Below are 23,278 nucleotides of genomic sequence, written 5' to 3' on the forward strand. Positions count from 1 at the left end.
CATGCCATGGGATCGCAATCAAATGGCCGCCCGCGCGGCACAAGAACTTGAAGACGGGATGTATGTGAACCTTGGCATCGGGATTCCAACCCTCGTGTCAAATTATATTCCAGAAGGCATGACCGTGACCTTGCAATCCGAAAACGGAATGCTGGGCATGGGGCCTTTCCCCTATGAGGGTGAGGAAGATCCAGACCTGATCAATGCGGGTAAGCAGACGATCACTGAATTGCCCCATACCGCCTATTTTGACAGCGCAACATCATTTGCGATGATCCGTGGCGGCAAGATTGCGATGGCAATTTTGGGCGCGATGGAAGTGTCTGAGACGGGCGATCTTGCCAATTGGATGATCCCTGGCAAATTGGTCAAAGGTATGGGCGGCGCGATGGACTTGGTCGCAGGCGTGCGCCGTGTTGTGGTTGTGATGGATCACACCAACAAGCATGGGGAAAGCAAGGTTTTGAAATCTTGCACCTTGCCGCTGACAGGAACGGGCGTTGTGCATCGTATCATCACCAATTTGGGCGTTCTGGATGTGGTCGAAGGCGGCCTCAAGATCGTGCAACTGGCCGATGGTGTCACCGAAGCTGAACTGCGCGCGGCAACAGAGGCGCATATTGTCTGACCCTTAGGGCTGCATGGTTGCAAAAACGCAGCCATCCGAAATCAATTCAGGTGGCGTGATGCATAACAGCCGCGCCACCTGCCACACCCCAGCCACTTTTGGCACATAGGCCCGGGTCTCGGCAAACGGGATGGGCAGCATTTTTGGTTCTTTTTGCAGGCGTTTTGTTGGCGTCGTGGTTGGTGCATCGTATCGCGGGCAAAATCACCTTGATCCGCAAGGCTACCGCAACATGGGCCAGTTGGGAGGCCGGAAAATTGTTTCCTATGGGCGTGGCCTTAGCGGGCACATTGATCCTTTATCTTGGATTAGGCGCGGCGCAAATCTGATCTTTGATTGGACGGGCAGGCGGGCCGCCCTATGATCGGGGTATGGACGCATTGCCTGCCCAAATTGACAATTGGTTCGCTACGCGCGGATGGCAGATGCACCCGCATCAGCGCGCGATGCTGCGCGCGACATCACCTGCGCAGGTTTTGATCGCCCCCACGGGTGCGGGCAAAACCCTGTCGGGCTTTCTCCCTTCGCTTGTGGATTTGATCCATGCACCCAAACAAGGGCTGCACACGCTCTACATCTCGCCGCTCAAGGCGCTTGCGGCAGATATCAGGCGCAATCTTCAGATCCCTGTTGCCGATATGGGCCTTGATATTCGTATTGAGGATCGAACGGGTGATACATCGGCCCATATGCGGCGGCGTCAACGCGCTGACCCGCCTCAGATTTTGCTGACCACGCCTGAATCGCTTGCGCTGTTATTGTCCTATCCTGACGCGGATAAAATTTTTGCCTCGGTGAAGCGGGTTATTCTAGATGAAATTCATGCGCTGATTGACAGCAAACGGGGCGATCAACTGATGTTGTGTCTCGCGCGGCTTGCGCGGTTGTCCCCCCAGATGACCCGTGTGGGTTTGTCCGCCACAGTAAAAGACCCCTCTCAAATCGCGGCCTATTTGGCGCCGGACAGCGGGGCTGAGATCATCACCGCGCCGCAAGGCCCCGCGCCCGATATCGCCATTCTTGAGGCGGATATCCCGCCCCCATGGGCGGGGGGCGGCGGGCGATATGGCGTGCAGGCGGTCTATAACCAAATTAAACGCCATCGCGCCACGCTGATCTTTCACAACACCCGCGCCAATGCCGAACTGTTTTTCCACGAATTGTGGCAGGCCAATGAGGACACCCTGCCGATTGGCATCCATCACGGCGCGTTGTCGCGCGAGGCCCGCGCTAAGGTCGAGGCCGCGATGAGTGAGGGCAGCCTGCGCGCAATCGTCTGCACAGGCAGTCTCGATCTGGGGATCGACTGGGGCGATGTTGATCTGGTGATCCAAATTGGTGCACCCAAAGAGGTTAAGCGCCTTGTGCAACGCATCGGGCGCGCGGGGCACCGCTTTGATCTTGCATCTAAGGCGCGTATTTTGCCCGCCAACCGCTTTGAATATCTCGAATGCCAAGCGGCGCTTGAGGCGGTGCGCGATGGCGAGCTTGAAGATGACCCCATCCGTCAGGGCGGGCTGGACGTTCTGTGCCAGCATATCTTGATCTGTGCCTGTGCAGGGCCGATTGCACCCGATGATCTTTATGCCGAGATCACCTCAGCCGCGCCCTATGCGGGCGTGACCCGTGCCGAGTTCGACCGCGCCTTGGAGTTTTGCGCGACAGGTGGCTACGCGCTGCGCGCTTATGATCGCTGGCAAAGACTGGTCACGCGGCCCGATGGGACGCTAGCTTTGCGAGATCCACGCAGTGCGGCGCGCATCCGCCAAAATATTGGCACGATTATCGAAACCGACAGGTTGAAAGTGCGCATGGCCAAACGGCGCGGCGGGGCACCTTTGGGCGAGGTTGAAGAAAACTTTGCCGCGCAATTGCGCCAAGGCGACAGTTTCCTCATCGGGGGGCAGATCGTGCGCTATGAGGGCATGCGCGAATTGGTGGTTGAGGTCAGCCCAAGCCCCCAAAAGCGGCCGAAAATTGCAACATTCATGGGAACGAAATTCGCAACTTCCCTACAACTCTCTGATCGCATTTTGGCGCGATTGGAAAGTGGCGATTGGTCGGGTTTGCCCGCCCATATTGCCGACTGGCTGGATCATCAGACGCGCCTGTCCCGCTTGCCGCAGCGTGACCGATTGCTGGTGGAAACCTACCCCCATGAGGGCCGCGCACATCTTTGTGTGCATGGTTTTGCGGGGCGCAATGCACAGCAGACCCTTGGCCTTGTTCTGACCCATCGCATGGATCAACTGGGTCTCGCCCCGATGGGCTTTGTGGCCAATGATTATGCCACGCTGATTTGGGGGCTTGATCCCATAGCTGATCCAAGGCCGCTCTTTGCGCCTGATTTATTGCGTGCGGCCTTTGAAGGGTGGCTGTCAGAAAACGCCGTCATGAAGCGCAGTTTCAAGGCGGTTGCGTTGATCTCTGGGCTGATCGAGCGCAGCGTGAATGGCACCAAGAAAACAGGGCGGCAGGCTGTGTTTTCGTCAGATATCCTTTATGACACGCTGCGCAAATATGACAGCGACCATATCTTACTTGAGATGACGCGCCGTGATGCGTTGCGGGGGTTGGTCGATTTTGGTCGCATTGATGAAATGTTGGCCCGCGTAGGCGGGCGTATTGACCATATCGCGCTGCCCCGCGTCAGCCCATTTGCAGCGCCCTTGTTGCTTGAGGCGGGGCGCATCCCTGTCCATGGTTCTGCCGATCAACGTCTGTTGGAGGAAGAAGCCGCAAAATTCCTGCCCCAAGCCGCGCTTGGTCACAGGTGAGGGGGCTTGCCCCTGTCTTTGGCTTGGCGCATCTATAGGCGATGCAAGCCCATCTTGAATTTCAGTTTGGCATGGAACGCCTTTTGGCTACGCCGCAAGGCGCGCTTTATTGGCCAAAGGCGGATGTTCTCATTGTGTCCGACCTTCATCTGGGAAAATCTGAACGGATGGCGCGGCGTGGTGCAGGGTTATTGCCGCCCTATGACACCCCTGAAACCCTTGCGCGATTGACGGAAGAGATTGCCACCTATGATCCCGCTGTGGTGATCTGTCTGGGGGATAGTTTTGACGACCTAGAGGCCGCGCGGAACCTCTCGCCCTATTTGGCGCGGCGTTTAGGGCCCATCCAAGCAGGGCGCAAATGGGTTTGGATTTTGGGCAATCATGATGCAGGCCCTGTAAATCTTTCGGGCGAACATCTGGATGAATTTGAAACGCCGCCCTTTATCCTGCGCCATATCGCGCGGGCTGATTTACCCAAAGAGCGGTTTGAGATTTCAGGTCATTATCATCCAAAAATGCGCGTGGCTTTGCGTGGGCGTAGCCTGTCGCGCGCTGCGTTTTTGATGGATGCACAGCGCCTGATCTTGCCCGCATTTGGGGCTTATACGGGCGGTCTTTGGGCCGATGATCCCGCCTTTGCCGGGCTATTGGGGGCAGATGCGGCGGCCATCGTTTTGGGACAGCCGCCTGTCATGATCCCGCTTAAGCGGTAAGCCCTTCGGGCTCGGGCAAGCCATGGCTGCGCGCGCAGGCGGTGAGCGTATTAGCCAAAAGGCAGGCAATGGTCATTGGCCCGACACCGCCAGGAACAGGGGTGATCGCGCCCGCTTGGGCCGCGCAGCTGTCAAAATGACAATCGCCGACAAGGCGGGTTTTGCCCTCAGGGGTGGCGATGCGGTTGATGCCCACATCAATCACCGTAGCCCCCTCTTTGACGAAGACACCCGTGATCATCTCGGGGCGGCCGACAGCGGCCACCAGAATATCTGCGCCACGGCAAATTGCGGCCAAATCCTTGCTGCGGGAATGGGCGATGGTGACAGTGCAGCTGTCGCCAAGCAAAAGTTGCGCCATAGGTTTGCCCACAATATTCGAGCGCCCAACAACCACAGCGTTGAGGCCAGAAAGGCTGCCGTGATGATCGCGCAACATCATCAGGCAGCCCAATGGCGTGCAGGGCACCATGGATTTCTGCCCCGTTCCAAGCAGACCCACATTCGAAATATGGAATCCATCCACATCCTTCGCAGGATCAATCGCATTGATCACAAGCGCGCTGTCAATGTGGTCAGGCAGGGGCAATTGCACCAAAATACCATGCACCGATTGATCCGCGTTCAATTGATCAATCAAGGCCAGAAGTTCCGCCTGCGAGGTTGTGGCATCAAGGCGGTGTTCATAGGAATTCATCCCCGCCTCAACTGTGCGCTTGCCTTTTGAGCGCACATAAACCTCGCTTGCAGGATCTTCGCCGACCAACACCACAGCAAGGCCTGGGGTGATGCCATGATCTGCTTTCATTGCGGTCACATGGTCAGTCACCATTTGCTGAACTTTGGCCGAGAAAGCTTTGCCGTCAATGATATGGGCGGTCATGGCGTCATTCCTTATTCGGGGTCGTTTTTCGGTCTATTGGCAAGACACATATCCCCACCGCGTTACTGCTGCAACGGGCGGGGATCGCGTTATTGAAAAAGGCGCTTAGAACAGCCCCTCAACCTCGCCTGCGTCATTCAGGCGGATATTCTCCGCACTGGGGACGCGCGGCAGGCCAGGCATGGTCATGATCTCGCCGCAGATCACAACGATAAACCCTGCACCTGCCGAAAGACGCACTTCGCGCACGGGCAAGGAATGGCCTGTTGGTGCGCCGCGGCGGTTTGGATCTGTGGTAAAGCTATATTGTGTTTTTGCCATACAGACGGGCAGGTTTTGATAGCCTGCATCCTCCCATGCTTTGAGCTGATCACGGATTTTTTGATCCGCTAACACCTCGTCCGCGCGATAAATCCGCTTGGCCACTGTTTCGATTTTTTGGAACAGTGGCATGTCATCGGCATAGAGCGTTTGGAAGGCAGCAGAACCGCTATCCGCCAATTGCGCCACGCGGGTCGCAAGGTCGGTGATCCCCTTTGATCCTTCTGCCCAGTGGCGGCACAAGATGGCCTCAGATCCCAGTGATTTCACATAGTCCTGAACGGCGGCGACTTCGGCATCTGTGTCGCTGTAGAAATGGTTGATTGCGACAACCACAGGAACACCAAAACCTTTGAGGTTATCAATGTGGCGACCAAGGTTTGGGCAGCCTTTTTTGACCGCTTCAACATTTTCTGCGCCCAAGTCAGCCTTAGCAACGCCACCATTCATTTTCATTGCCCGCACAGTGGCAACCAAGACCACGCAATCGGGCGAAAGCCCTGCTTTGCGGCATTTGATATTCATGAATTTTTCAGCGCCGAGATCCGCACCAAAGCCCGCTTCGGTGACCACATAATCCGCCAATTTCAGCGCGGTTTTGGTGGCAATGACCGAGTTACAGCCATGCGCGATATTGGCAAAGGGGCCACCATGCACAAAAGCGGGGTTGTTCTCGAGGGTCTGCACGAGGTTTGGCTGCATGGCATCTTTGAGCAGAACAGTCATTGCGCCATCGGCCTTGATGTCGCGTGCGTAAATCGGGCTGCGGTCACGGCGATAGGCCACGATCATATCCCCCAAACGGCGCTGCAAATCCGCCAAATCATCTGCCAAGCACAAGATGGCCATCACTTCGGAGGCCACTGTGATGTCAAACCCTGTCTGCCTTGGGAAACCGTTGGACACACCGCCAAGCGAGGTCACAACATCGCGCAAGGCGCGGTCGTTCATATCGAGAACACGGCGCCAGACCACGCGGCGCTCGTCAATCTGCAGCTCGTTGCCCCAGTAGATATGGTTGTCGATCATCGCAGAGAGCAGGTTATGCGCCGCCGTAATCGCATGAAAATCGCCTGTAAAATGCAGGTTCATTTCTTCCATTGGGACAACTTGCGCCAAGCCACCGCCAGCTGCACCACCCTTCATGCCAAAGTTTGGCCCAAGCGAGGCTTCGCGGATACAAATCGCGGCCTTTTTGCCAATTGCACAAAGACCATCCCCAAGCCCCACTGTGGTGGTGGTTTTACCTTCGCCCGCAGGGGTGGGGTTGATCGCAGTTACAAGGATCAGCTTGCCATTGTCGCGGCCCTCAAGGCTGTCGATGAAATCCTGAGACACTTTTGCCTTGTCGTGCCCATAGGGCAGCAGCGCCGCATATGGGATATCCAGCTTTTCGCCGATCTCTTTGATTGGCTGTTTGTTTGCGGCGCGTGCAATTTCGATGTCGGTTTTGAAGGCCATGATGCGCGTGTCCCATTCATAGTTTGGGGTTGAGAAAAAAGGTCGAATTCAGCGCGACTATAGGGAGGCGATTCTGAATCGCGCGGACTGTTTTCGACCTTTTCGCGCCGTGGTGCGCCAGAAGCAGAGCGCGTAGAAATGAAAACACCCCCAGATCGAAACGGATCGGGGGGTGTCTTGTGGTCTAGAAAACCATGGCCGCTTAGGGCGTGGGTTCAGGCTCCATCCCGCCATTGTCATTGCGCGGTTTGCGCGATTTGGTTTTTGGAATCGCGGTGATCGAGGCGCCACCGCCTGTGCCTGTGTCATCCCCATCATCGCCTCGGTTCAAAGGTTCGCCCGCGACAACACGGGTGATCTCAGAGCCTGTGAGGGTTTCATATTCAAGCAGACCTTGTGCCAAACGCTCAAGATCATCGCGCTTTTCGGTCAAAATGCGCTTGGCGGTCTCATAACCTTGATCCACCAATTCCTTGACCTTGTCGTCAATGATCTTTTGCGTGGCCGCCGAATGGTTCGTGCCGCCGCCATAAGAGCCCAAATAGGATTGCTGCTCATTCGCGTAATCGACATAGCCTAGCTCTTCGGCATAGCCAAATTGCGTGACCATGGCGCGCGCAATGCGGCTGACCTGTTGAATGTCAGAGGCCGCCCCAGAGGTGACGTTCTCTTTGCCAAACACTAATTCCTCAGCCACACGGCCCCCCATCGCCATTGCGATTTTCGAGGTGTATTTTGTGTAGCTGACTGACAGTTGATCGCGTTCAGGCAGGGAGAGAACCAAACCCAAGGCACGACCGCGCGGGATGATTGTCGCTTTGTGAATTGGATCGTGCTGCGGCACGTTCAATCCAACCACCGCGTGGCCCGCTTCGTGATAGGCGGTAAGGCGTTTTTCATCCTCAGTCATCACCATTGAGCGGCGTTCAGCCCCCATCATCACCTTGTCTTTGGCATTCTCGAAATCTTCCATCGTGACAAAGCGGCGATTGACGCGGGCCGCCATCAAAGCGGCTTCATTCACCAAATTGGCCAAATCAGCGCCCGAAAAGCCTGGCGTGCCCCGTGCGATGATTCGCAGATCGACATTCGGGCCAAGAGGCACTTTGCGCGCATGAACACCCAAGATTTTTTCACGGCCTTTGATGTCTGGGTTGGGCACCTGCACCTGACGGTCGAAACGACCTGGACGCAGAAGGGCAGGGTCAAGAACATCTGGGCGGTTGGTCGCCGCCACGATGATAATACCCTCGTTGGCCTCGAAGCCGTCCATCTCAACCAGAAGCTGGTTCAAGGTTTGCTCGCGTTCATCATTGCCGCCGCCATAGCCAACACCGCGTGAGCGCCCGACCGCGTCAATCTCGTCAATAAAGACGATACAAGGCGCGTTCTTTTTGGCCTGCTCAAACATATCGCGCACGCGGCTTGCGCCGACACCCACGAACATCTCGACAAAGTCAGAGCCAGAGATGGTGAAGAAGGGCACACCCGCCTCGCCAGCGATGGCGCGTGCAAGCAAGGTCTTACCCGTTCCAGGAGGGCCGACAAGCAGCGCGCCCTTGGGGATCTTGCCACCAAGCTTGCTGAATTTCTGCGGATTCCTTAGGAATTCAACGATTTCTTCCAATTCTTCCTTGGCTTCATCAATGCCTGCAACATCGTCAAAGGTGACGCGGCCATGCTTCTCGGTCAGCAGTTTTGCCTTGGATTTTCCAAAACCCATTGCCCCGCCGCGACCGCCGCCTTGCATGCGATTCATGAAGAAAATCCAGATTCCGATGAGAACCAGAACGGGCAGCCACAGCGACAAAATGGACATAAACCCCGACTGCTCCTGTGGGCGAACCTCGACCCGCACGCCTTGGTCAATCAAGGCGGTGGCGATGTCATTGTCCGCAGGACGGGTGGTTTCAAATGTGCCCTCCGAAGTGGTGAACTGCACTGCTTCGCCATCTATCGTTGCCGTGCTCACCGAGCCTTGTTCGACTTGAGAGATGAAATCAGAATAAGCCACTGATCGGGCATTGACCGATGACTGGTTGCCACTGAACAGATTGAACAGCGCAAGGATCAACAAAAACAAAATGACCCAAAAGGCGATATTACGAGCATTGCCCAAGAGAATTCTCCTCGCTTTCGCGGCAGCCGCGCCACATGCGCGCTTGCGTTCCCTCTAAGATAAGGAAGCTTTGGCTGACTTCAATGCGATAATATAGATCGGTGGAACTCTGCCGATGGATCATATTGCGGCGCGCATAGTCCCTCGCGCGCCAAATAGGGCACGGCAACCAAGGCTTGGCCCGCCCAAAGCGCGGGATAAGACTGAAACGCGGCCTTTGGCAAACCCTTTGGCAACTCAAGCGCAGCAAGGCTTTGCGCGCCCATGGGGCGGATCACAGCCTCGCCCAAACGGCGCCCTTTGATGCGCCACCGCCCGTCCCATGCTGACGCCCCATCTGCAGGGCATTCATAATCGGCCACTGCGCGCAATTCACGCACCAAGATCAGCGCATCATCTTGCACAAAACTTTGCACCCCTTGAAGCGTTGCCCCGCGCCCCGCATATGCGGCTTCTGCCAAGGCCTCTAGGCTGCTGAGGCGGGGCCTGTAGGGGGCTTGGGTCAAGCACCCAATCCCATGTGCCAAGAGGCGCAATTGGGTTTCTTCTTCAATCCGTTCAAGGCGCGTAAGGTCAAACCGCAGAATGCCTGGATAGGGTTCGGTGACAACATCGCGGGCCACATCCGCCGCGCGCGCCCAAAGTGCAACGCTGGCGCGGGCCATGTGGTCTGCCGTGCGCGTGAGGGTGTCGACATCAAGACCAATTTCGGCCAGATCGCGCATCTCTTTGCGCGTGCGCACGCGCAGATAATCTTCGTTATCGTTTGAGGGGTCATCGATCCATTGCATCCTGCGCGCTTGCAGGGCCGCACGCAGGTCAGCGCGGGACGCCCAAAGGATTGGGCGAATAACCGGGGCAGCCCCTGCCGCATCTGCGGCCTTATGCGATAGCGGCAAGGCTTTCATCGCGGCCAACCCCTCAACGCCCGATCCGCGCGATAGGCGCATCAAAAAGGTTTCGGCCTGATCATCACGGGTATGGCCCACAAGGATCGCGCCAATTTCAGGCCGTTTGCGTCTGCGCCATTCTTGAACAAGACTATAGCGCGCAGCGCGCGCGGCGGCCTGTAAGTTGCCCACGCCATCCCATTTCCATTGCAATGTGACGTGATCAATCCCAAGATCATGTGCGATTTTCGCCACCCCTTCCGCCTCAGCGGCGCTTTCGGGGCGTAGTCCGTGATCCACAGTAATCGCAATCAGCGTCACGGGGCCATTGTCAGGGTCTTGGCGCATCTCTACGGCCCAATCATGGGCCAGCATCATCAAGGCAAGGCTATCGCTGCCACCTGAAACCATGATGGCCAAAACTGGCGGTAAAGGCGCGGGGCATAGCCGCGCCATCTCACTGTGAAATTTATCGCTTAGGCTCAATTGCACGCAAGCGCCGCGCGCGTTGCTTCGGCAGTCGCAATTTCGCTGCGTGCCTCTGGATAGCGCGTAGCGACCTCCGACAGCGTGATACAGGCTTCCTCAATTTGGCCCAATTCGCCTAAGGATTGCCCAAGGCGGGCCAAGGCCGCAGGCGCGCGAGGGCCATCGGGGCTGCCTGAGAAACTGTCAAGAAAGGCGCGGGCTGCACGGCTCCAAGCCCCTTGCTGGACTTCGGCCTCACCGCGCAGGAAATGTGCTTCGCCCGACAGCGGGCCGCCGGGATAAGTTTCTGCGAAGCGGCTAAAGGCTTGTGCGGCCTCTGCCCAATTGCCCGCATCATAGGCCGCAAGGGCACGGTCAAAATCCGATTGTTCTGCAACGGCCAATTGCGGGCCATCACTGGCCCCGCCGGTGCTTGGCGCGGGCGCAAGGGTGCTGCCTTGGCCCAAGGGCGTGCCTGTGTCCCCACTGGGGGCAACACCGCCCAAGGAGGGCGTATCACCCAGCGTTGCGATATCGCAGTTAGGTTCCAATTCACACAGGCGGAATTCCAGATCACCAATGCGGTTGGTGCCGTCACCCACAATCGCCTCGATGCGCAATTGCAGCGTTTCGGTTGCGGCGGTCATACGGCGCAATTCCGCCTCAATGGCATCAAGCCGCGAAAGCGGGTTCGCCGTTCCTGCGGGCAGGCTTGGCCCGCCCGTTGTTGAGAGCTCAAGCCTGAGGCGCTGTATCTCGAAGTAAAGCACCGATAGCTCTTGCCGAATATCGGCAAGGCTTTGGGCTTGGTCAGTTTGGGCAAAGGCCGCTTGGGGCGGCATGCCGCCCCCAAGGCCAATGACCATAACCCCGCAGATCAGCGCCCGCTTGAGCATATCGTTTAGGCCCCCGCACCAGCGGCAATCACCGTCACCGCGCGCCGGTTGCGGCTATAGCACGCTTCGTTCGAGCAAATCTCAATCGGGCGCTCTTTACCATAAGAGATTGTCGACAGACGATTGGGGGCCACCCCACGGCTGATCAGATATTCCTGTGCCGATGCCGCGCGGCGCGCGCCAAGCGCAAGGTTATACTCGCGCGTGCCTTGTTCATCCGCGTGACCCTCGATAATCGCGGTGTAGTTTGGGTTGCTCAACAGCCAGTTTGCCTGTTGGTCTAGGGTCGCAATTGCCTCAGCCGACAGGTTCGATTGATCCACCGCAAAGAACACGCGGTCACCAATGGTTTGGTTGAAATATTCGGGGCTTGCAGGGTCGAAATTCCCGCCTGCGCCCGCGCCATATTGGCCACTTGCGCCATTGCCGCCAAGCCCTGCTTGCGAACAGGCTGCAAGACCAAGCATCGCAACCATCAAAGTTGATTTTACCAAAAGTTTCATCGTTTACATTCCTAAGACAAGGGGCAGGTCATTCCACCCCGATTGTGGGCACCGCTTTGGCCCTGTGTAACATGTCCAAAGCGCGTTGTGAATCGGGCATAATGATTTGGCCAATCACGTGCGGGTTATTGCAACAGCGGCGACCAAGCGGGATCGGACGCCATTCCCGGTGTAGCGACACGCTGAAGGTTGCGCCCCGAAATATCGACCGAATAAAGCGCAGGCGCCCCATTTGTGCCTGCAGTTTCGCGGGTGAACATAACCACGCGCCCATTCGGCGCCCAGGTTGGCCCTTCATCAAGGAAAGACGCTGTCAAAAGACGCTCTTCGCTGCCATCAATGCGCATCACGCCGATATGGAACCGTCCTGACTCTTGTTTGGTGAAGGCGATATAGTCGCCGCGCGGGCTCCAGACTGGGGTGCCATAACGACCACTGCCGCGGCTGATACGCTGCGCAGGGCCACCCGTGGCAGGCATGATGTAAAGCTGCTGGTTGCCAGAGCGGTCGCTTTCAAACACGACTTGGCTGCCATCTGGTGAAAAGCTTGGGGCCGTTTCAATCGAAGGCGCTTCGGTCAAACGTGTCTGCGTGCCCGTGACCAAATCAAGCACATAAATATCACTATTTCCGCCCCGTTCGACCGAAAACACAACGCGCTGCCCGTCAGGGGAATAGCGCGGGGCAAAGGTCATGGTTCCAGGAAGATCGGCCAAAGGACGGTGGGTCACGCTCGCAATATCCATCTGATAGATGCGCGGCGTGCCACTTTCATAGGATGTGTAGAGCAAGCTGCGCCCATCTGGCGAAAAGCGGGGCGCAAGAACAATCGCGCTGCTATCTGTTAGATATTGAACATTCGCGCCGTCATAATCCATCAGGGCCAGACGCTTGAGCCGCGCGTTTTTGGGCCCTTCCTCGTTGATGAAGGCCACGCGTGTGTCGAAATATCCGCTTTCGCCTGTAATGCGGCTATAGACTTGATCTGCCACCCGATGCGCCATGCGCCGCCATGTTTCGGGTGTTGCCACGAATTGCAGCCCATCCCCGAGCGGCAGTTGCGAGAACACATCAAAAAGCCGAAAGCGCACAACCATCTGCCCCTCTGGGGTGCGGCCCACCGAACCTGTGATCAGGGCTTGGGCATTGATGGCTTGCCAATCGGCAAATTGCACGGGGCTGTCAAAACTGGTGATTGTGGAAATATGAGCCTCGGCTGGGATTTCGCGAAACAGGCCTGTGCCACGCAGATCGGCGGCAATCACCCGCGTGATATCTTGGGCGGCATCGGCCATGTCGGGCGTATCCGCGATAAAGATAGGCAGGGCGAAGGGGAGCGGCTCAATCACACCTTCGGTGATTTCAATTCGCAAAGGCCCGCCTGCACCTTGGGCCCATGCGGGTAGGCTGCTTGCGCCAAGCGCAAGGCACAGCCCCAAGCCGCGAAAAACTGTAATCAACTGCGCCTTCATCTCAGCCTCATCTGTTCAGGGTTGAAGACCATCTCGATGGTTTGCCATTGGTCATATTTTTCTGGAGGCAGGTTAAACCCGTTTGCGCCACAGCGCAAAATCGCACGGCGTCCTACTTCAAATGCTTGGGAGACCGATGCATCCGAGCCACCAGAACTGTCGATCATTCGGATAGACCCCGCATCTGGCCGCCCATCTTGCCCCAAGGTGACCGAGATGGTGACAATTGTGCGCTGCGCCTCGGAGGATAGCGCGCCCACATTCCAACAGTCGCGCACATCCGCGATCAAACCATCCACCTCGCCGCTGCTGAGGGGCGGGCCAGAGGGGACGGAGGGTGTCGCAGGGGCGCTGACCGCATCTGCAACCGCCGCCGCAATCGCATCAGCGAGCGGGTCAGCAGGTTCAGGCGCGGGTTCAGGTTCAGGCTCCGGCTCTGGTTCGGGTGTTGGTTCGGGTGTGGGGCGCTGTGGCCGTGCGGTCGGCACAGGTGACGCAATCGGTGCAAGGCTTGCTGCGGGTGTTTCGGCCTCTGTTACGATCTGGGTCGTTGCGGCTTCGGGGGCTTGGGCCACCTCTTGTTCAACGGGTGTTTCACTCTGTGCATCAGGCTCAGGGGTTGCCTCGACAACAGTCGGCGCGATTTCGGCGTCAGGCGGCGGTGCAGGCGCGGGTGTTGGTGCCACGCGCGGCGCAGCCTCAGGTGTTGGCGTGTCTGACGGGGGCGCATTCTCTGCGCCCAAAGGGGGTGCGCTGATTTCTGGGGGCTGTGGTTGCACCTCGGGTTGCGGTGAAGGGTCTGGCGCTGGCTCTGGCGCAGGTTCGGGCGCAGGCGGCAGGCTCGCCGCTTGGGTGAGTTCTTCAAATTCAGCGGTTGAGATGATTTGAACGCCCGTCACCTGAAAATCGGTTTCCGTGTTGCGGTGAAACAAAATATCTCCAAACGCCACCCATAAGAGCAGCGCGATGTGCAGCCCAGCCGAGACATAAAGCTCCCGCCGCATCAAACCTACCCCTCAGGCCCGCTGCCCGCCGCGCCATCCAGCGCAGGCCCGCCCGAATCGGTCACAAGGCCGATTTCGCGAAAGCCGCCCGCATTCAGCGCGCCCATGATTTGCATCACTTGCTCATAGGAAATGGCGCCATCTGCGCGCAGGAAAATGCGCGTGCTGTCGCGCTCGCCTGCAATGGCCAACAGCCGCGTGACCAGTTCATCCCGCGAAACTTCGGTGGTTTGGATCATCACCCGCCCATCGGGGGCGATGGTTACAGTAAGCGGTTCTTCTTCCTCACTCGGCAGGGCTTCTGCGGCGGTGTCTGGCAGGTTAATCGGCACACCAACAGTCATCAACGGGGCGGCCACCATGAAGATGATCAAAAGGCATAACATCACGTCCACGAAGGGCGTGACGTTGATTTCGGACATGGCGCGGCTGCTGCCCTCCCGTCTGCGGCCGCGTCTGCGACCGCCGCCCGATTTTTGCGCAAACGAGGCCCCCATCAGTCAAGCTGCCGTGACAAGAGGGTGGAAAACTCATCTGCAAAGCTCTCATAGCCTGCAATGATCCGATCTGAGTCGGACGACAGTTTGTTGTAGAAAATCACGGCAGGGATCGCGGCCAACAGGCCAAGACCCGTTGCAAGCAGGGCCTCGGCAATACCAGGCGCCACAACGGCAAGGGATGTGTTGCCAGAAATCGCGATTTCTTGGAAGGATCGCATGATCCCCCAAACTGTACCAAAGAGGCCAACAAACGGTGCCGTTGCGCCTGTTGTGGCAAGGAAGGTCAAGCCCGCGGTTAGGCGCTCTGCTTCGCGGGCAATCGCCACATCCATCGAGCGATCCACGCGTTGCTGCACACCAGGGATGAGCGCGCCATCGTCACGCAGCGAGTTGCGCCATTCGGCCATGCCGGCCACAAAGACACGTTCCGCGGCCGATTGCGGGCTTTCCGCGATTTGATCATAGAGCAAATCAAGCGGCTGACCCGACCAAAAAGCCGCGTCAAAATCCGCTGTGTTTTGCCTTGCGCGGCGATAAATCCGAAATTTGTTGATCGTGATCGCCCAGACCCAAACGGAGGCCACGATCAGTGCGATCATCACGGCCTGCACAATAAAGGATGCGCGGAAAAACAGCGCCATGAGGGTGAAATCAGCCTCTTGCGCCATGCTAAGCGTTGTAGCGTCCATGCCCGTTCTTTCTATTTGCCTCAATGCCCGACCTTGCCTTTTGAGCAAAGCACCCCCAAATCGGCGCCGTTCTTTTTGCGGCACTCAGTATGGGGTCACATGCACCTATATCAGGTTCAAAATCACTTGGGAATGGGCGCGCGCTCAAGCCCGCGTGATTAGCAAATCCTTGCTTTCAGGGCTTAGCGGAATTTCGACAGCACTTCGGGCTGCAGTTTCGCCACGCCGCCTTGACCATTGATCGTGGCGAGGGTGATTTTGGCGGCAAAGATCACGGTGCCTGCGCGCATGACATCTTGGCTCAATTCCAAGCGCACAGGGCTTGCGCGCAGAATTTTGGTTTCAACCACCAATTCATCATCGAATTTTGCGGGAGCGCGGTAATCAGCCTCAACGCGGCGCACGGCAAATACGATATCTTGGGTGGCCTTTAGCGCCGCTTGATCAATGCCAAGGTCGCGCACCATCTCGCTGCGGGCGCGCTCAATGAATTTTAGGTAATTGGCATAATAGACGATCCCCGCCAGATCGGTATCTTCGTAATAAACACGGATGGGCCAGTGATGCGTCATGTTCAATTTCTATGCTCCAAGACAGCCACCCGTGCCGCCATGCGTAGGCCATGCGTGCTGTCTTGCGCGCAGACGGGCATAACAGGATCATAGCCTGCGCGAATAATCGCGGCAATTTCAGGTTTCAGGCGCGCCGCGCCATCGGTCCCTGCGGCCAGTGGGGATTGCCCTGGAAAGGCTTGATCCGACCAAAGTAAAATCGTCTGCACCGCTTGTGACAGCGCGATGGTATCTGCGGGTAGACGCGATAAATCCGCATCCATGCGCACAAAAACAAAGGCCGCTTTGATGCCACCATCTGCATCAAACCGAAATGCGCGATACTGGTTGGCATCTATCGATTTGAGCCGCGCAATGATCTCGGCCAAATCGGGCAGCAGGCGATCCATATTGGGTGTGGCAAGCACCTCGTCCCAATCACGGATGAAAAACACCATGAAATTCGCGCCCAGTTCGGGATCTGTCTCGGCCATCTGGTGGCCCGCGAGTGCGACAATCGCCTCAAGCGCGCCCTTGACGATGGACACGGTCGCATCCTCAACCCCAAACACCACAGGGGCGATAGGCCGACCCCAACGGGCGAAGAGATAGCTGCCATCAGCGCGGGTGAAATAGGGTGTGACTGCATCTTGGGTCATAGACCACGGGATTAGCGGCTTGGGGGCTGTGGTTCAATCCCCTCAGCTGATCTCTAGCGTGCCAGTTTGATCCGTTATTTTGCCAATAACCCATCCGTTGTGACCTGCGGCCCGAAGTCCCGCTTGCACCTCTGGCAGGACGGTTTGGGGCAGGGCTGCCAAAAGTCCGCCTGCGGTTTGAGGATCAAATAACAAATCGGCGCGCGGGCCCGATCTTGTGCCCCGTATTTGCCCCAAAAGATGCGCGCGGGTTTGCGGGTAGAGGGTCGATTGCACCCCCGCCGCCGCCAAATCAAGCGCGCCTTGATAGAGAGGAATTTGATCAAGCCAAATCTGCGCCCCCAAGCCCGAGGCACGGGCGATATTCATGATATGGCCCGCAAGGCCGAACCCCGTCACATCGGTCATGGTGCGCGCATGGGGGACGAGAATATCCGCCACCGCCCCCTGCGGTGTCGTAAGTCCCTGATAAAGGCGCGCAATGTCGCCGCCCTTTGCCAATCCTTGCATCTCTGCCGCCAGAAGAACGCCTGTGCCAATGGGTTTGGTCAGGATCAGCGCATCCCCTGCTTGCGCCCCCGTAAGTCCGATTGCGCGATCTGCAACAAGACCTGTAACAGTGAACCCGATGCTCAGTTCCGCCCCCGCCGCACTATGGCCGCCGATAATATCGGCGCCTGCCGCTGACATTACCTCGGCGGCGGCTGACATGATTTCGGTCAACCAAGCACTTTGCAGCGGTTCAGATAAGGGGGGCAGGGTGATCATTGCCAAGGCTGATTGCGGGGCGGCCCCCATGGCCCAAATGTCGCCAAGTGCGTGAATGGCAGTGATACGCGCCATCACGGCCGGGTCATTGCAAAACGCGCGCAGATGATCTGTGCTAATCACTTGGCGCGCGCCGCCCATATGCAGCACCGCCGCATCATCCCCCCGCCCAATCTCAATGTCTTTGCGGTGGGTTGGGGGTGGGGGCAGGGCGGCCTCAAGCGCGGCTTGGCCCAGTTTTGCGCCACAGCCGCCGCATTGCGGTTTTGGCCCCATGGCCTCGATTATGCCAAGCGCGTGTTCTTGCGGCGGTTGCGGTCGTGCCGCCATCTCAGGCAACTGGGTCAGCTGTCGCATGAACTTGCGATCAATTTGGTCTTTCCACATCCACAGAAAGGGAAAGGATGCAGCCACCCGCCCGCGCGTGGCAATGGCCCGCTTATCGCCCAAGGAAATCAGCTTGAGATAGTGGCGTTGCGGCTGATAGATGCGCGAACTGCGCCCCATCACAGCCGCGCGCAGATTGTGAAAGAGGGGCTTTGCCGCGCGCACCGCATAAACGCCCGCCTTACTGCGGGAGGCATGATCAAAATGCGCGCAATCCCCCGTGGCGAAAATATCGGGGTCTGTCACGCTGCGCAGATCGGCGCCCACGCGGATGAACCCATCTTTGAGTGCAAGCCCTGTCTCTGCCAGCCACGGATGCGCCCGCGCGCCCGCCGCGCCAAGGATCAAATCAAAGGGCAGCGGGGACTCATCTCGCAGATGGATCATTTGCGCGGTGATCTCGGTGATCTCTACGCCCTCGCGCAGGGTAATATTTTGGGTGCGCAAGTCTTGTCGCAAAAGCCGTGCCGCGCGCGGAGGCAATTCTTGCAACGCCTGTGCCCGCTCAAATATCGTCACCTCGGGCTTGCGCCCTGTGGTGCGCAGGCGGTGCGCCACGGCCATGGCGACCTCAACCCCCGCAATTCCGCCGCCGATAAGGGCGATGCGTGCAGAATTGGGAGCTTGGGTCAGAAAGCCCTCCCATGCGGCTGCAAACCCCTCGAGAGGTTTGACGGGCACGGCATGATCTGCAAAGCCTGCTAAGGCGGGCATATCAGTCGTGATGCCAATATCAATCGACATTATATCATAGGAAATAGACCTGCCCCCTGCGAGATGCAGGCGTTTTTCCGCTCGATCAATCCCAATGGCGGGGGCAAGGATGAGGCGGGCATTGGCGAAACGGGCAAGGCGAACCAGATCAATCTCGATTTCGTCTTGTTGGTAATGCCCCGCAATCGCACCGGGCAGCATCCCTGAATAGGCCGCCGTTGGGTTGGGCGAGACAAGGGTCAAGCGCGCACCCGCAAGCGGCCGCATCCCCCACATACGCGCGACAAGCGCGTGACTATGCCCGCCCCCCACAAGCACAATTTCGCGGGTCACGGGCCAAGCGGTGGGGGTCATGATCCTTGACCCCTAAACGGATCATCTGGATACCCCACGCCCGTCAGGATTAATCCATCAGGCGGCGCAACAGGGCCGCAGGCGGCCCGATCGCGCGCCTCTAGGCTGATGCGCACATCGTCAGGCGACCATGATCCCGCCCCAACCCGCTCAAGCGTGCCGACAATCGAGCGCACTTGATTATGCAGGAACGAGCGCGCGCGCAGGTGAAATTGAAATTCAACCGCATCGCTGCGCGGGAAGGCCTCAATCCGTATTTCATCAAGGGTTTTGACGGGCGATTTCGCCTGACAGATAGAGGCACGGAAGGTTGTGAAATCATGCTTGCCGATCAAATGGCGTGCGGCCTCTTGCATGGCGGCAAGATCAAGGGGCTGCTTGACGGCCCATGCCTGCCCCACATCAAGGGTCAAGGGCGCGCGGCGGTTGATCAGCCGATAGGTATAGCGCCGCTCAACTGCGGAAAACCGCGCGTGCCAATCCTCTGACACGGGCGCACAGGCCACAATTGCCACCGGTAAAGGTTTCAAATGATAATTCAGCGCCTCAGACAGGCGAAAGGGCTGCCACTCTTGGGCCATGTCACATTGCGCGACCTGACCCGTGGCATGAACGCCTGCATCTGTCCGCCCTGCCGCAGCGATGGAGGGCACATCCGCCTCAAGCTGTGAAAGCGCAGCCTCAATCGCACCCTGCACTGAGGGTTGATCAGCCTGACGTTGCCACCCCGCAAAGGGGCGACCATCATATTCGACTTTGAGCGCATAACGGGCCATGGCTTTGGCTAACGGAAACGCGCGCGCCATGCAATTGCCCATAACCCCCTATCCATGGCGGCTTTGGCATCCTATCTTTGCGCAAGGCATTAGATGGCGGCAGGCCAAGCGTGATATCATCTTTGGGCGATATGCTGCGTGACAGCGTGGAGAGCACGGGCGAAGCATTGACGCGCGCCTTTTCAAACCCAAGCCTGCGCTTGGGGGTGACAGGGGTGTCTCGCGCAGGAAAGACGGTGTTTATCACCTCTCTCGTGGCCAATTTGATGGAGCGGGGCCGCATGGCGGCATTCTCGCCCGAGCGCGAAGGTCGGATTGAAGCGGCCTACCTGCAACCACAACCCGATGATACAGTCGCGCGATTTGATTACGAAAGCCATCTTGCCGCGATGACGGGGCCAGAGGCGCATTGGCCGATTGGCACGCGCAGCGTTTCGCAATTGCGCTTGTCCTTGCGCGTCACGCCAAAATCACGGTTTGCGCGTCTGACGGGCCCACGCCGCTTGCATTTGGATATCACTGATTATCCGGGTGAATGGTTGTTGGATTTGGGACTGTTGACGCAAAGCTACGCGCAATGGTCTAAGTCCAGTTTGGCGCAGATTTCCGCCAAAGCGCAGAGCTTGGCCGCGGCGCGAGATTTCTTGGCGATGGCCACCGAAGCTGTGGCTGAGACGCGCCATGATGAGATGCAGGCCTCGGCCCTTGCGCAAAGTTTCACCGCCTATCTGCACGCGGCGCGCGCGGCGGGGTTCAGCCAATTGACCCCCGGCCGTTTTATCTTGCCGGGCGAATTGCAGGGCAGCCCTGCGCTAACCTTTTGCCCCTTGCCGATTGAGGCCCTGAGGCGTGGCACAATCGCGCGCGAGGCCGCGCGGCGCTTTGAGGCCTATAAATCGCAAATAGTGCGGCCGTTCTTTCGCGCGCATTTTGCCCGCATTGATCGTCAGGTGGTTTTAGTGGATCTGCTCAGCGCCATGCAAGGTGGGCCTGAGGTCTTAGAAGATTTGCGACAGGCGATGGCGGGTATTTTGTCGGTGTTCCGCCACGGCGCGAATGGCCCTTTGGCGGCACTCTTGGGGCAAAAAACCGATCGTATCCTTTTTGCCGCGACCAAGGCAGATTACCTGCATCAATCCCAGCATCAGGCCTATGCCAATCTTCTTGAGGCTTTGGTGCAACAGGCCAAACAGCGCGCCGATTATCGGGGGGCGAAAACGCGGGCTATGGCGATTGCAGGCCTGCGCAGCACCGTTGAGGAAAGCCGCATTCTAGACGGGGCCGAGGTTGATCTGGTGCGGGGCCGTGTTGGGCAATCTAATCAGATGCGCGCCCTTTATGCGGGCCACTTGCCAGACCATCCCGACCATATCCTTGCCCCTGCACGCGAAGGCGCGCGGGATTGGTCGGATCATGAATTCGCGGTGACAGATTTCGCCCCGCCTATATCAAGCCTGCGCGCGGGGCTTGGCCCCCCGCATATTCGCCTTGATGCGGCGGCGGAATTTCTTTTGGCAGATTGTATGGGGTGAAAGTTTCAATTGCCAAGCCTAGCCCTTCGGGCCTATGGCAAAGTCTATGAAGCTCGTGCCCCTCTCTGAAACCTCACATTTGCCGCGCTGGCAGCGCCCGCAGGTTCTTTTGTTCCTGATGGCTTTTGCGATGCCTGTGGCCTTTGCCACATGGTCTGCATTGCTCAATAATTTTGTGATTGAGGCGGCAGGGTTTGACGGGGCTGATATAGGATGGCTGCATTCAGTGCGCGAAATTCCAGGGTTTCTCGCGATTGGCGTGATTGCCCTATTGCTTGTGATCCGCGAGCAGAAATTGGCGCTTGTGTCCTTGGTTATGTTGGGTCTGGCCACGGCGCTGACCTCGCAATTCCCCTCCTTGGGGGGGTTGTTGATTGTCACCCTGATCTCCTCCATCGGGTTCCATTATTACGAGACAGTCAACCAATCGCTTCAATTGCAATGGATCGACAAAAAGCGCGCGCCACAGACCATTGGTTGGCTGATGTCGATGGGGTCTTTGGCCACGCTTTTGGCCTATGGGTTAATCGTGCTGACATGGCGTGCTTATGATTTGAGCTATGACTTGGTCTATGGGGTGGCGGGCGGCTTCACCGCCTTGGTTGCAGTGATTGCATTTTTCGCCTTCCCCCAATTTGAGGGCCCAACCCCGCAGAACCGCAAAATGATCCTGCGCCGCCGCTATTGGCTCTACTATGCGCTGCAATTCATGTCGGGCGCGCGGCGGCAGATTTTCGTGGTGTTTGCAGGCTTCATGATGGTCGAGCGCTATGGCTTTGCCGTGCATGAGATCACAGCGCTGTTCATGGTCACATTGGTCGCCAATATGATCGCAGCACCGCTTCTGGGTCGTGCTGTTGCCTTTTTTGGGGAACGTGCGGCCTTGATGTTTGAATATGCGGGCTTGTTCGTGATTTTCCTGCTTTATGCGGGCCTCTATCATTTTGATTGGGGCGTGGGTATGGCGGCGGTGCTCTATGTCGGCAACCACATCTTTTTTGCGCTGGCCCTCGCCATCAAAACCTATTTTCAGAAAATCGCAGATCCCGCTGATATTGCGCCTACGGCCGCCGTGGCCTTTACCATCAACCATATCGCAGCGGTGTTCTTGCCTGCGATCTTGGGGTATATCTGGCTGACCTCGCCGATTGCGGTGTTCCTGCTTGCGTCAGGGATGGCTGCGACATCTTTCGCCTTGTCGCTTTTGGTGCCGCGTCATCCAGAGGCGGGGAATGAAACCTTACTTGCGCGGCGCGGTTTACCCGTGGCTGCGCCCATCACCACTGTGATCAAATAGGGTGCTTATGACGACCTTTACCGCCTTTACCACATTGCCTGCTAAATCCGCCGCCGAAGCCTTGGGTGAGGCCATAGAGGCACTTGATCCCGCGCCCTATGGCGTAGGGGTTTTTGAGATCGAAGACGGCTCTGGCCGTTGGGAGGTGGGCGGTTATTTCCTTGAGGCCCCCAATGAGATCGGATTGGCGCTTTTGGCGGCATCGCATGGCGCGCGGGAATTTGTCGTCTCAGAATTGCCCGAAACCGATTGGGTCGCGCAGGTGCGCCGTGAATTGCACCCTGTGCGCGCGGGGCGGTTTTACCTTTACGGCAGCCATGATGCCGATACAGTTCCAAACGATGCCGTGCCCTTGCTGATTGAGGCCGCAATGGCCTTTGGCACAGGGCATCACGGCACCACCTCTGGATGTTTGATTGCGTTTGATCGCCTGCTCACTGAGGGCCATGTTTTCAAAAATGTGGTTGATATTGGCTGTGGCACGGCGGTCTTGGCCTTGGCTGCGGCACGGGTCTTTCCGCAGACTGTTCTGGCCTCTGATATTGATGAGATCGCGGTTGATGTCGCCCGTGTAAACGCCCAAGCGAATGACCTCGCAGATCGGATCGAGGCTGTGCAAGCCGCAGGGTTTGATCATCCCACCCTTGCAGCCCGCGCGCCCTTTGATTTGATCTTTGCCAATATCCTAAAGGGGCCACTGATCGAACTGGCCCCCGATATGGCGCGTCATGCCGCGCAGGGCGGTTATTTGATCTTGTCAGGCCTTTTGTTGGAGCAGGCTGAGGACGTCACTGCCGCCTATCTCGCGGCAGGGTTCGAGCGGGTTTATGCGTCCGAGCATGGGGAATGGGCGGCGCTGACACTGCGCTACATGGGGTGATTGGCACGCCCCGCTTGTTGAATGTTCTTGTTT

The 23,278-nt window shown here is 57.9% G+C and carries 21 protein-coding genes and 1 pseudogene; 7 read left to right on the plus strand and 15 right to left on the minus strand.

All coding sequences use genetic code 11. From position 1 onward, the window contains the following. Position 1 precedes the first annotated feature (1 nt). Positions 2–628 carry a CoA transferase subunit B gene (locus AAC621_RS08545; RefSeq protein ID WP_317655652.1) on the plus strand — a complete coding sequence of 209 codons (627 nt, stop codon included), beginning with the start codon at positions 2–4 and terminating at the stop codon, positions 626–628. A gap of 3 nt (positions 629–631) precedes the next feature. Here AAC621_RS08545 and AAC621_RS08550 read toward each other — a convergent pair. Then, positions 632–757, minus strand: a pseudogene (locus tag AAC621_RS08550) (lytic transglycosylase domain-containing protein); the annotation flags it as partial. 14 nt (positions 758–771) lie between these two features. On the opposite strand from AAC621_RS08550, the gene AAC621_RS08555 reads away from it, so the two are divergent. The 3 genes from AAC621_RS08555 to pdeM are packed head-to-tail and all read left to right on the plus strand — an operon-like array spanning position 772 to position 4,121. After that, positions 772–957 carry a hypothetical protein gene (locus AAC621_RS08555; RefSeq protein WP_340254316.1) on the plus strand — a complete coding sequence of 62 codons (186 nt, stop codon included), beginning with the start codon at positions 772–774 and terminating at the stop codon, positions 955–957. 42 nt (positions 958–999) lie between these two features. Beyond that, entirely contained in the window at positions 1,000–3,405 is a 2,406-nt protein-coding gene (locus AAC621_RS08560) for a ligase-associated DNA damage response DEXH box helicase (protein ID WP_340254318.1), read from the plus strand. Positions 3,406–3,446: 41 nt separating this feature from the next. Continuing rightward, complete coding sequence (pdeM, locus tag AAC621_RS08565) at positions 3,447–4,121, plus strand: ligase-associated DNA damage response endonuclease PdeM (RefSeq protein WP_340254320.1); 675 nt, start codon at positions 3,447–3,449, stop codon at positions 4,119–4,121. On the opposite strand, the gene folD is transcribed toward pdeM, so the two are convergent. The 14 genes from folD to truA all read right to left on the minus strand — a co-directional run bounded on the left by folD (position 4,111) and on the right by truA (position 19,536). After that, a complete protein-coding gene (gene folD, locus AAC621_RS08570; protein ID WP_340254322.1) occupies positions 4,111–5,004 on the minus strand; it encodes a bifunctional methylenetetrahydrofolate dehydrogenase/methenyltetrahydrofolate cyclohydrolase FolD in 894 nt (297 codons plus the stop codon). The genes pdeM and folD overlap by 11 nt on opposite strands. Before the next feature lie 105 nt (positions 5,005–5,109). Beyond that, positions 5,110–6,786 (minus strand): formate--tetrahydrofolate ligase, encoded by a 1,677-nt coding sequence (locus AAC621_RS08575; protein WP_340254325.1) that lies wholly within the window; start codon positions 6,784–6,786, stop codon positions 5,110–5,112. Between the two features lie 202 nt (positions 6,787–6,988). Further along, positions 6,989–8,905: an ATP-dependent zinc metalloprotease FtsH gene (ftsH, locus tag AAC621_RS08580; RefSeq protein WP_340254328.1), complete on the minus strand. Its 1,917-nt coding sequence runs from the start codon at positions 8,903–8,905 to the stop codon at positions 6,989–6,991. An 80-nt stretch (positions 8,906–8,985) separates the two neighbouring features. Beyond that, entirely contained in the window at positions 8,986–10,281 is a 1,296-nt protein-coding gene (gene tilS / locus AAC621_RS08585) for a tRNA lysidine(34) synthetase TilS (protein WP_340254331.1), read from the minus strand. Beyond that, entirely contained in the window at positions 10,278–11,159 is an 882-nt protein-coding gene (gene ybgF / locus AAC621_RS08590) for a tol-pal system protein YbgF (protein WP_340254334.1), read from the minus strand. The genes tilS and ybgF overlap by 4 nt, the downstream gene beginning before the upstream one ends. A 5-nt stretch (positions 11,160–11,164) precedes the next feature. Beyond that, on the minus strand, positions 11,165–11,662 hold the full coding sequence (gene pal, locus AAC621_RS08595) for a peptidoglycan-associated lipoprotein Pal (RefSeq protein WP_340254337.1): 498 nt from the start codon (positions 11,660–11,662) through the stop codon (positions 11,165–11,167). Positions 11,663–11,787: 125 nt separating this feature from the next. Beyond that, positions 11,788–13,134, minus strand: a complete 1,347-nt coding sequence (tolB, locus tag AAC621_RS08600) for a Tol-Pal system beta propeller repeat protein TolB (protein ID WP_445322500.1) — start codon at positions 13,132–13,134, stop codon at positions 11,788–11,790. Next, positions 13,131–14,138: a hypothetical protein gene (locus AAC621_RS08605; RefSeq protein ID WP_340254339.1), complete on the minus strand. Its 1,008-nt coding sequence runs from the start codon at positions 14,136–14,138 to the stop codon at positions 13,131–13,133. Before AAC621_RS08605 ends, tolB begins: the two co-directional genes overlap by 4 nt. 5 nt (positions 14,139–14,143) lie before the next feature. Beyond that, the gene (gene tolR / locus AAC621_RS08610) at positions 14,144–14,635 is read right to left on the minus strand and encodes a protein TolR (RefSeq protein WP_340254342.1); all 492 of its coding nucleotides are present in this window, start codon (positions 14,633–14,635) and stop codon (positions 14,144–14,146) included. Further along, positions 14,635–15,327 (minus strand): protein TolQ, encoded by a 693-nt coding sequence (tolQ, locus tag AAC621_RS08615; RefSeq protein WP_317655619.1) that lies wholly within the window; start codon positions 15,325–15,327, stop codon positions 14,635–14,637. Before tolQ ends, tolR begins: the two co-directional genes overlap by 1 nt. A 182-nt stretch (positions 15,328–15,509) precedes the next feature. Beyond that, the gene (ybgC, locus tag AAC621_RS08620) at positions 15,510–15,899 is read right to left on the minus strand and encodes a tol-pal system-associated acyl-CoA thioesterase (protein WP_340254345.1); all 390 of its coding nucleotides are present in this window, start codon (positions 15,897–15,899) and stop codon (positions 15,510–15,512) included. A gap of 2 nt (positions 15,900–15,901) precedes the next feature. Further along, on the minus strand, positions 15,902–16,537 hold the full coding sequence (locus AAC621_RS08625) for a hypothetical protein (RefSeq protein ID WP_340254348.1): 636 nt from the start codon (positions 16,535–16,537) through the stop codon (positions 15,902–15,904). A 42-nt stretch (positions 16,538–16,579) separates the two neighbouring features. Next, a complete protein-coding gene (gene selD, locus AAC621_RS08630; RefSeq protein WP_340254351.1) occupies positions 16,580–18,760 on the minus strand; it encodes a selenide, water dikinase SelD in 2,181 nt (726 codons plus the stop codon). Further along, positions 18,757–19,536 (minus strand): tRNA pseudouridine(38-40) synthase TruA, encoded by a 780-nt coding sequence (gene truA, locus AAC621_RS08635; RefSeq protein WP_340256421.1) that lies wholly within the window; start codon positions 19,534–19,536, stop codon positions 18,757–18,759. The genes selD and truA overlap by 4 nt, the downstream gene beginning before the upstream one ends. A 131-nt stretch (positions 19,537–19,667) precedes the next feature. Between truA and AAC621_RS08640 the strand changes: the two genes are divergently transcribed. The 3 genes from AAC621_RS08640 to AAC621_RS08650 are packed head-to-tail and all read left to right on the plus strand — an operon-like array spanning position 19,668 to position 23,245. After that, positions 19,668–21,068, plus strand: coding sequence for a YcjX family protein (locus tag AAC621_RS08640; protein ID WP_445322518.1), 1,401 nt, complete (start codon positions 19,668–19,670; stop codon positions 21,066–21,068). A 46-nt stretch (positions 21,069–21,114) separates the two neighbouring features. Continuing rightward, positions 21,115–22,365: an MFS transporter gene (locus AAC621_RS08645; protein WP_340254357.1), complete on the plus strand. Its 1,251-nt coding sequence runs from the start codon at positions 21,115–21,117 to the stop codon at positions 22,363–22,365. Between the two features lie 7 nt (positions 22,366–22,372). After that, complete coding sequence (locus AAC621_RS08650) at positions 22,373–23,245, plus strand: 50S ribosomal protein L11 methyltransferase (protein WP_340254360.1); 873 nt, start codon at positions 22,373–22,375, stop codon at positions 23,243–23,245. The last annotated feature ends 33 nt before the right edge of the window (positions 23,246–23,278 follow it).

Origin of the sequence: Roseobacter sp. HKCC-CH-9208, assembly GCF_037805125.1 — a bacterium.
Classification (GTDB): Bacteria; Pseudomonadota; Alphaproteobacteria; order Rhodobacterales; family Rhodobacteraceae; genus M30B80.

What these genes read in the sequence shown, in the direction of transcription:
- AAC621_RS08640 (WP_445322518.1), top strand. Translation starts at nt 19,668, where the DNA reads ATGCTGCGTGACAGCGTGGAGAGCACGGGCGAAGCATTGACGCGCGCC.
- selD (WP_340254351.1), bottom strand. Translation starts at nt 18,760, where the DNA reads ATGACCCCCACCGCTTGGCCCGTGACCCGCGAAATTGTGCTTGTGGGG.
- AAC621_RS08575 (WP_340254325.1), bottom strand. Translation starts at nt 6,786, where the DNA reads ATGGCCTTCAAAACCGACATCGAAATTGCACGCGCCGCAAACAAACAG.
- folD (WP_340254322.1), bottom strand. Translation starts at nt 5,004, where the DNA reads ATGACCGCCCATATCATTGACGGCAAAGCTTTCTCGGCCAAAGTTCAG.
- tolQ (WP_317655619.1), bottom strand. Translation starts at nt 15,327, where the DNA reads ATGGACGCTACAACGCTTAGCATGGCGCAAGAGGCTGATTTCACCCTC.
- AAC621_RS08650 (WP_340254360.1), top strand. Translation starts at nt 22,373, where the DNA reads ATGACGACCTTTACCGCCTTTACCACATTGCCTGCTAAATCCGCCGCC.
- pdeM (WP_340254320.1), top strand. Translation starts at nt 3,447, where the DNA reads ATGCAAGCCCATCTTGAATTTCAGTTTGGCATGGAACGCCTTTTGGCT.
- truA (WP_340256421.1), bottom strand. Translation starts at nt 19,536, where the DNA reads ATGGCCCGTTATGCGCTCAAAGTCGAATATGATGGTCGCCCCTTTGCG.
- AAC621_RS08625 (WP_340254348.1), bottom strand. Translation starts at nt 16,537, where the DNA reads ATGACCCAAGATGCAGTCACACCCTATTTCACCCGCGCTGATGGCAGC.
- AAC621_RS08645 (WP_340254357.1), top strand. Translation starts at nt 21,115, where the DNA reads ATGAAGCTCGTGCCCCTCTCTGAAACCTCACATTTGCCGCGCTGGCAG.
- tolR (WP_340254342.1), bottom strand. Translation starts at nt 14,635, where the DNA reads ATGGGGGCCTCGTTTGCGCAAAAATCGGGCGGCGGTCGCAGACGCGGC.
- AAC621_RS08545 (WP_317655652.1), top strand. Translation starts at nt 2, where the DNA reads ATGCCATGGGATCGCAATCAAATGGCCGCCCGCGCGGCACAAGAACTT.
- pal (WP_340254337.1), bottom strand. Translation starts at nt 11,662, where the DNA reads ATGAAACTTTTGGTAAAATCAACTTTGATGGTTGCGATGCTTGGTCTT.
- AAC621_RS08605 (WP_340254339.1), bottom strand. Translation starts at nt 14,138, where the DNA reads ATGCGGCGGGAGCTTTATGTCTCGGCTGGGCTGCACATCGCGCTGCTC.
- ybgF (WP_340254334.1), bottom strand. Translation starts at nt 11,159, where the DNA reads ATGCTCAAGCGGGCGCTGATCTGCGGGGTTATGGTCATTGGCCTTGGG.
- AAC621_RS08560 (WP_340254318.1), top strand. Translation starts at nt 1,000, where the DNA reads ATGGACGCATTGCCTGCCCAAATTGACAATTGGTTCGCTACGCGCGGA.
- tolB (WP_445322500.1), bottom strand. Translation starts at nt 13,134, where the DNA reads ATGAAGGCGCAGTTGATTACAGTTTTTCGCGGCTTGGGGCTGTGCCTT.
- ybgC (WP_340254345.1), bottom strand. Translation starts at nt 15,899, where the DNA reads ATGACGCATCACTGGCCCATCCGTGTTTATTACGAAGATACCGATCTG.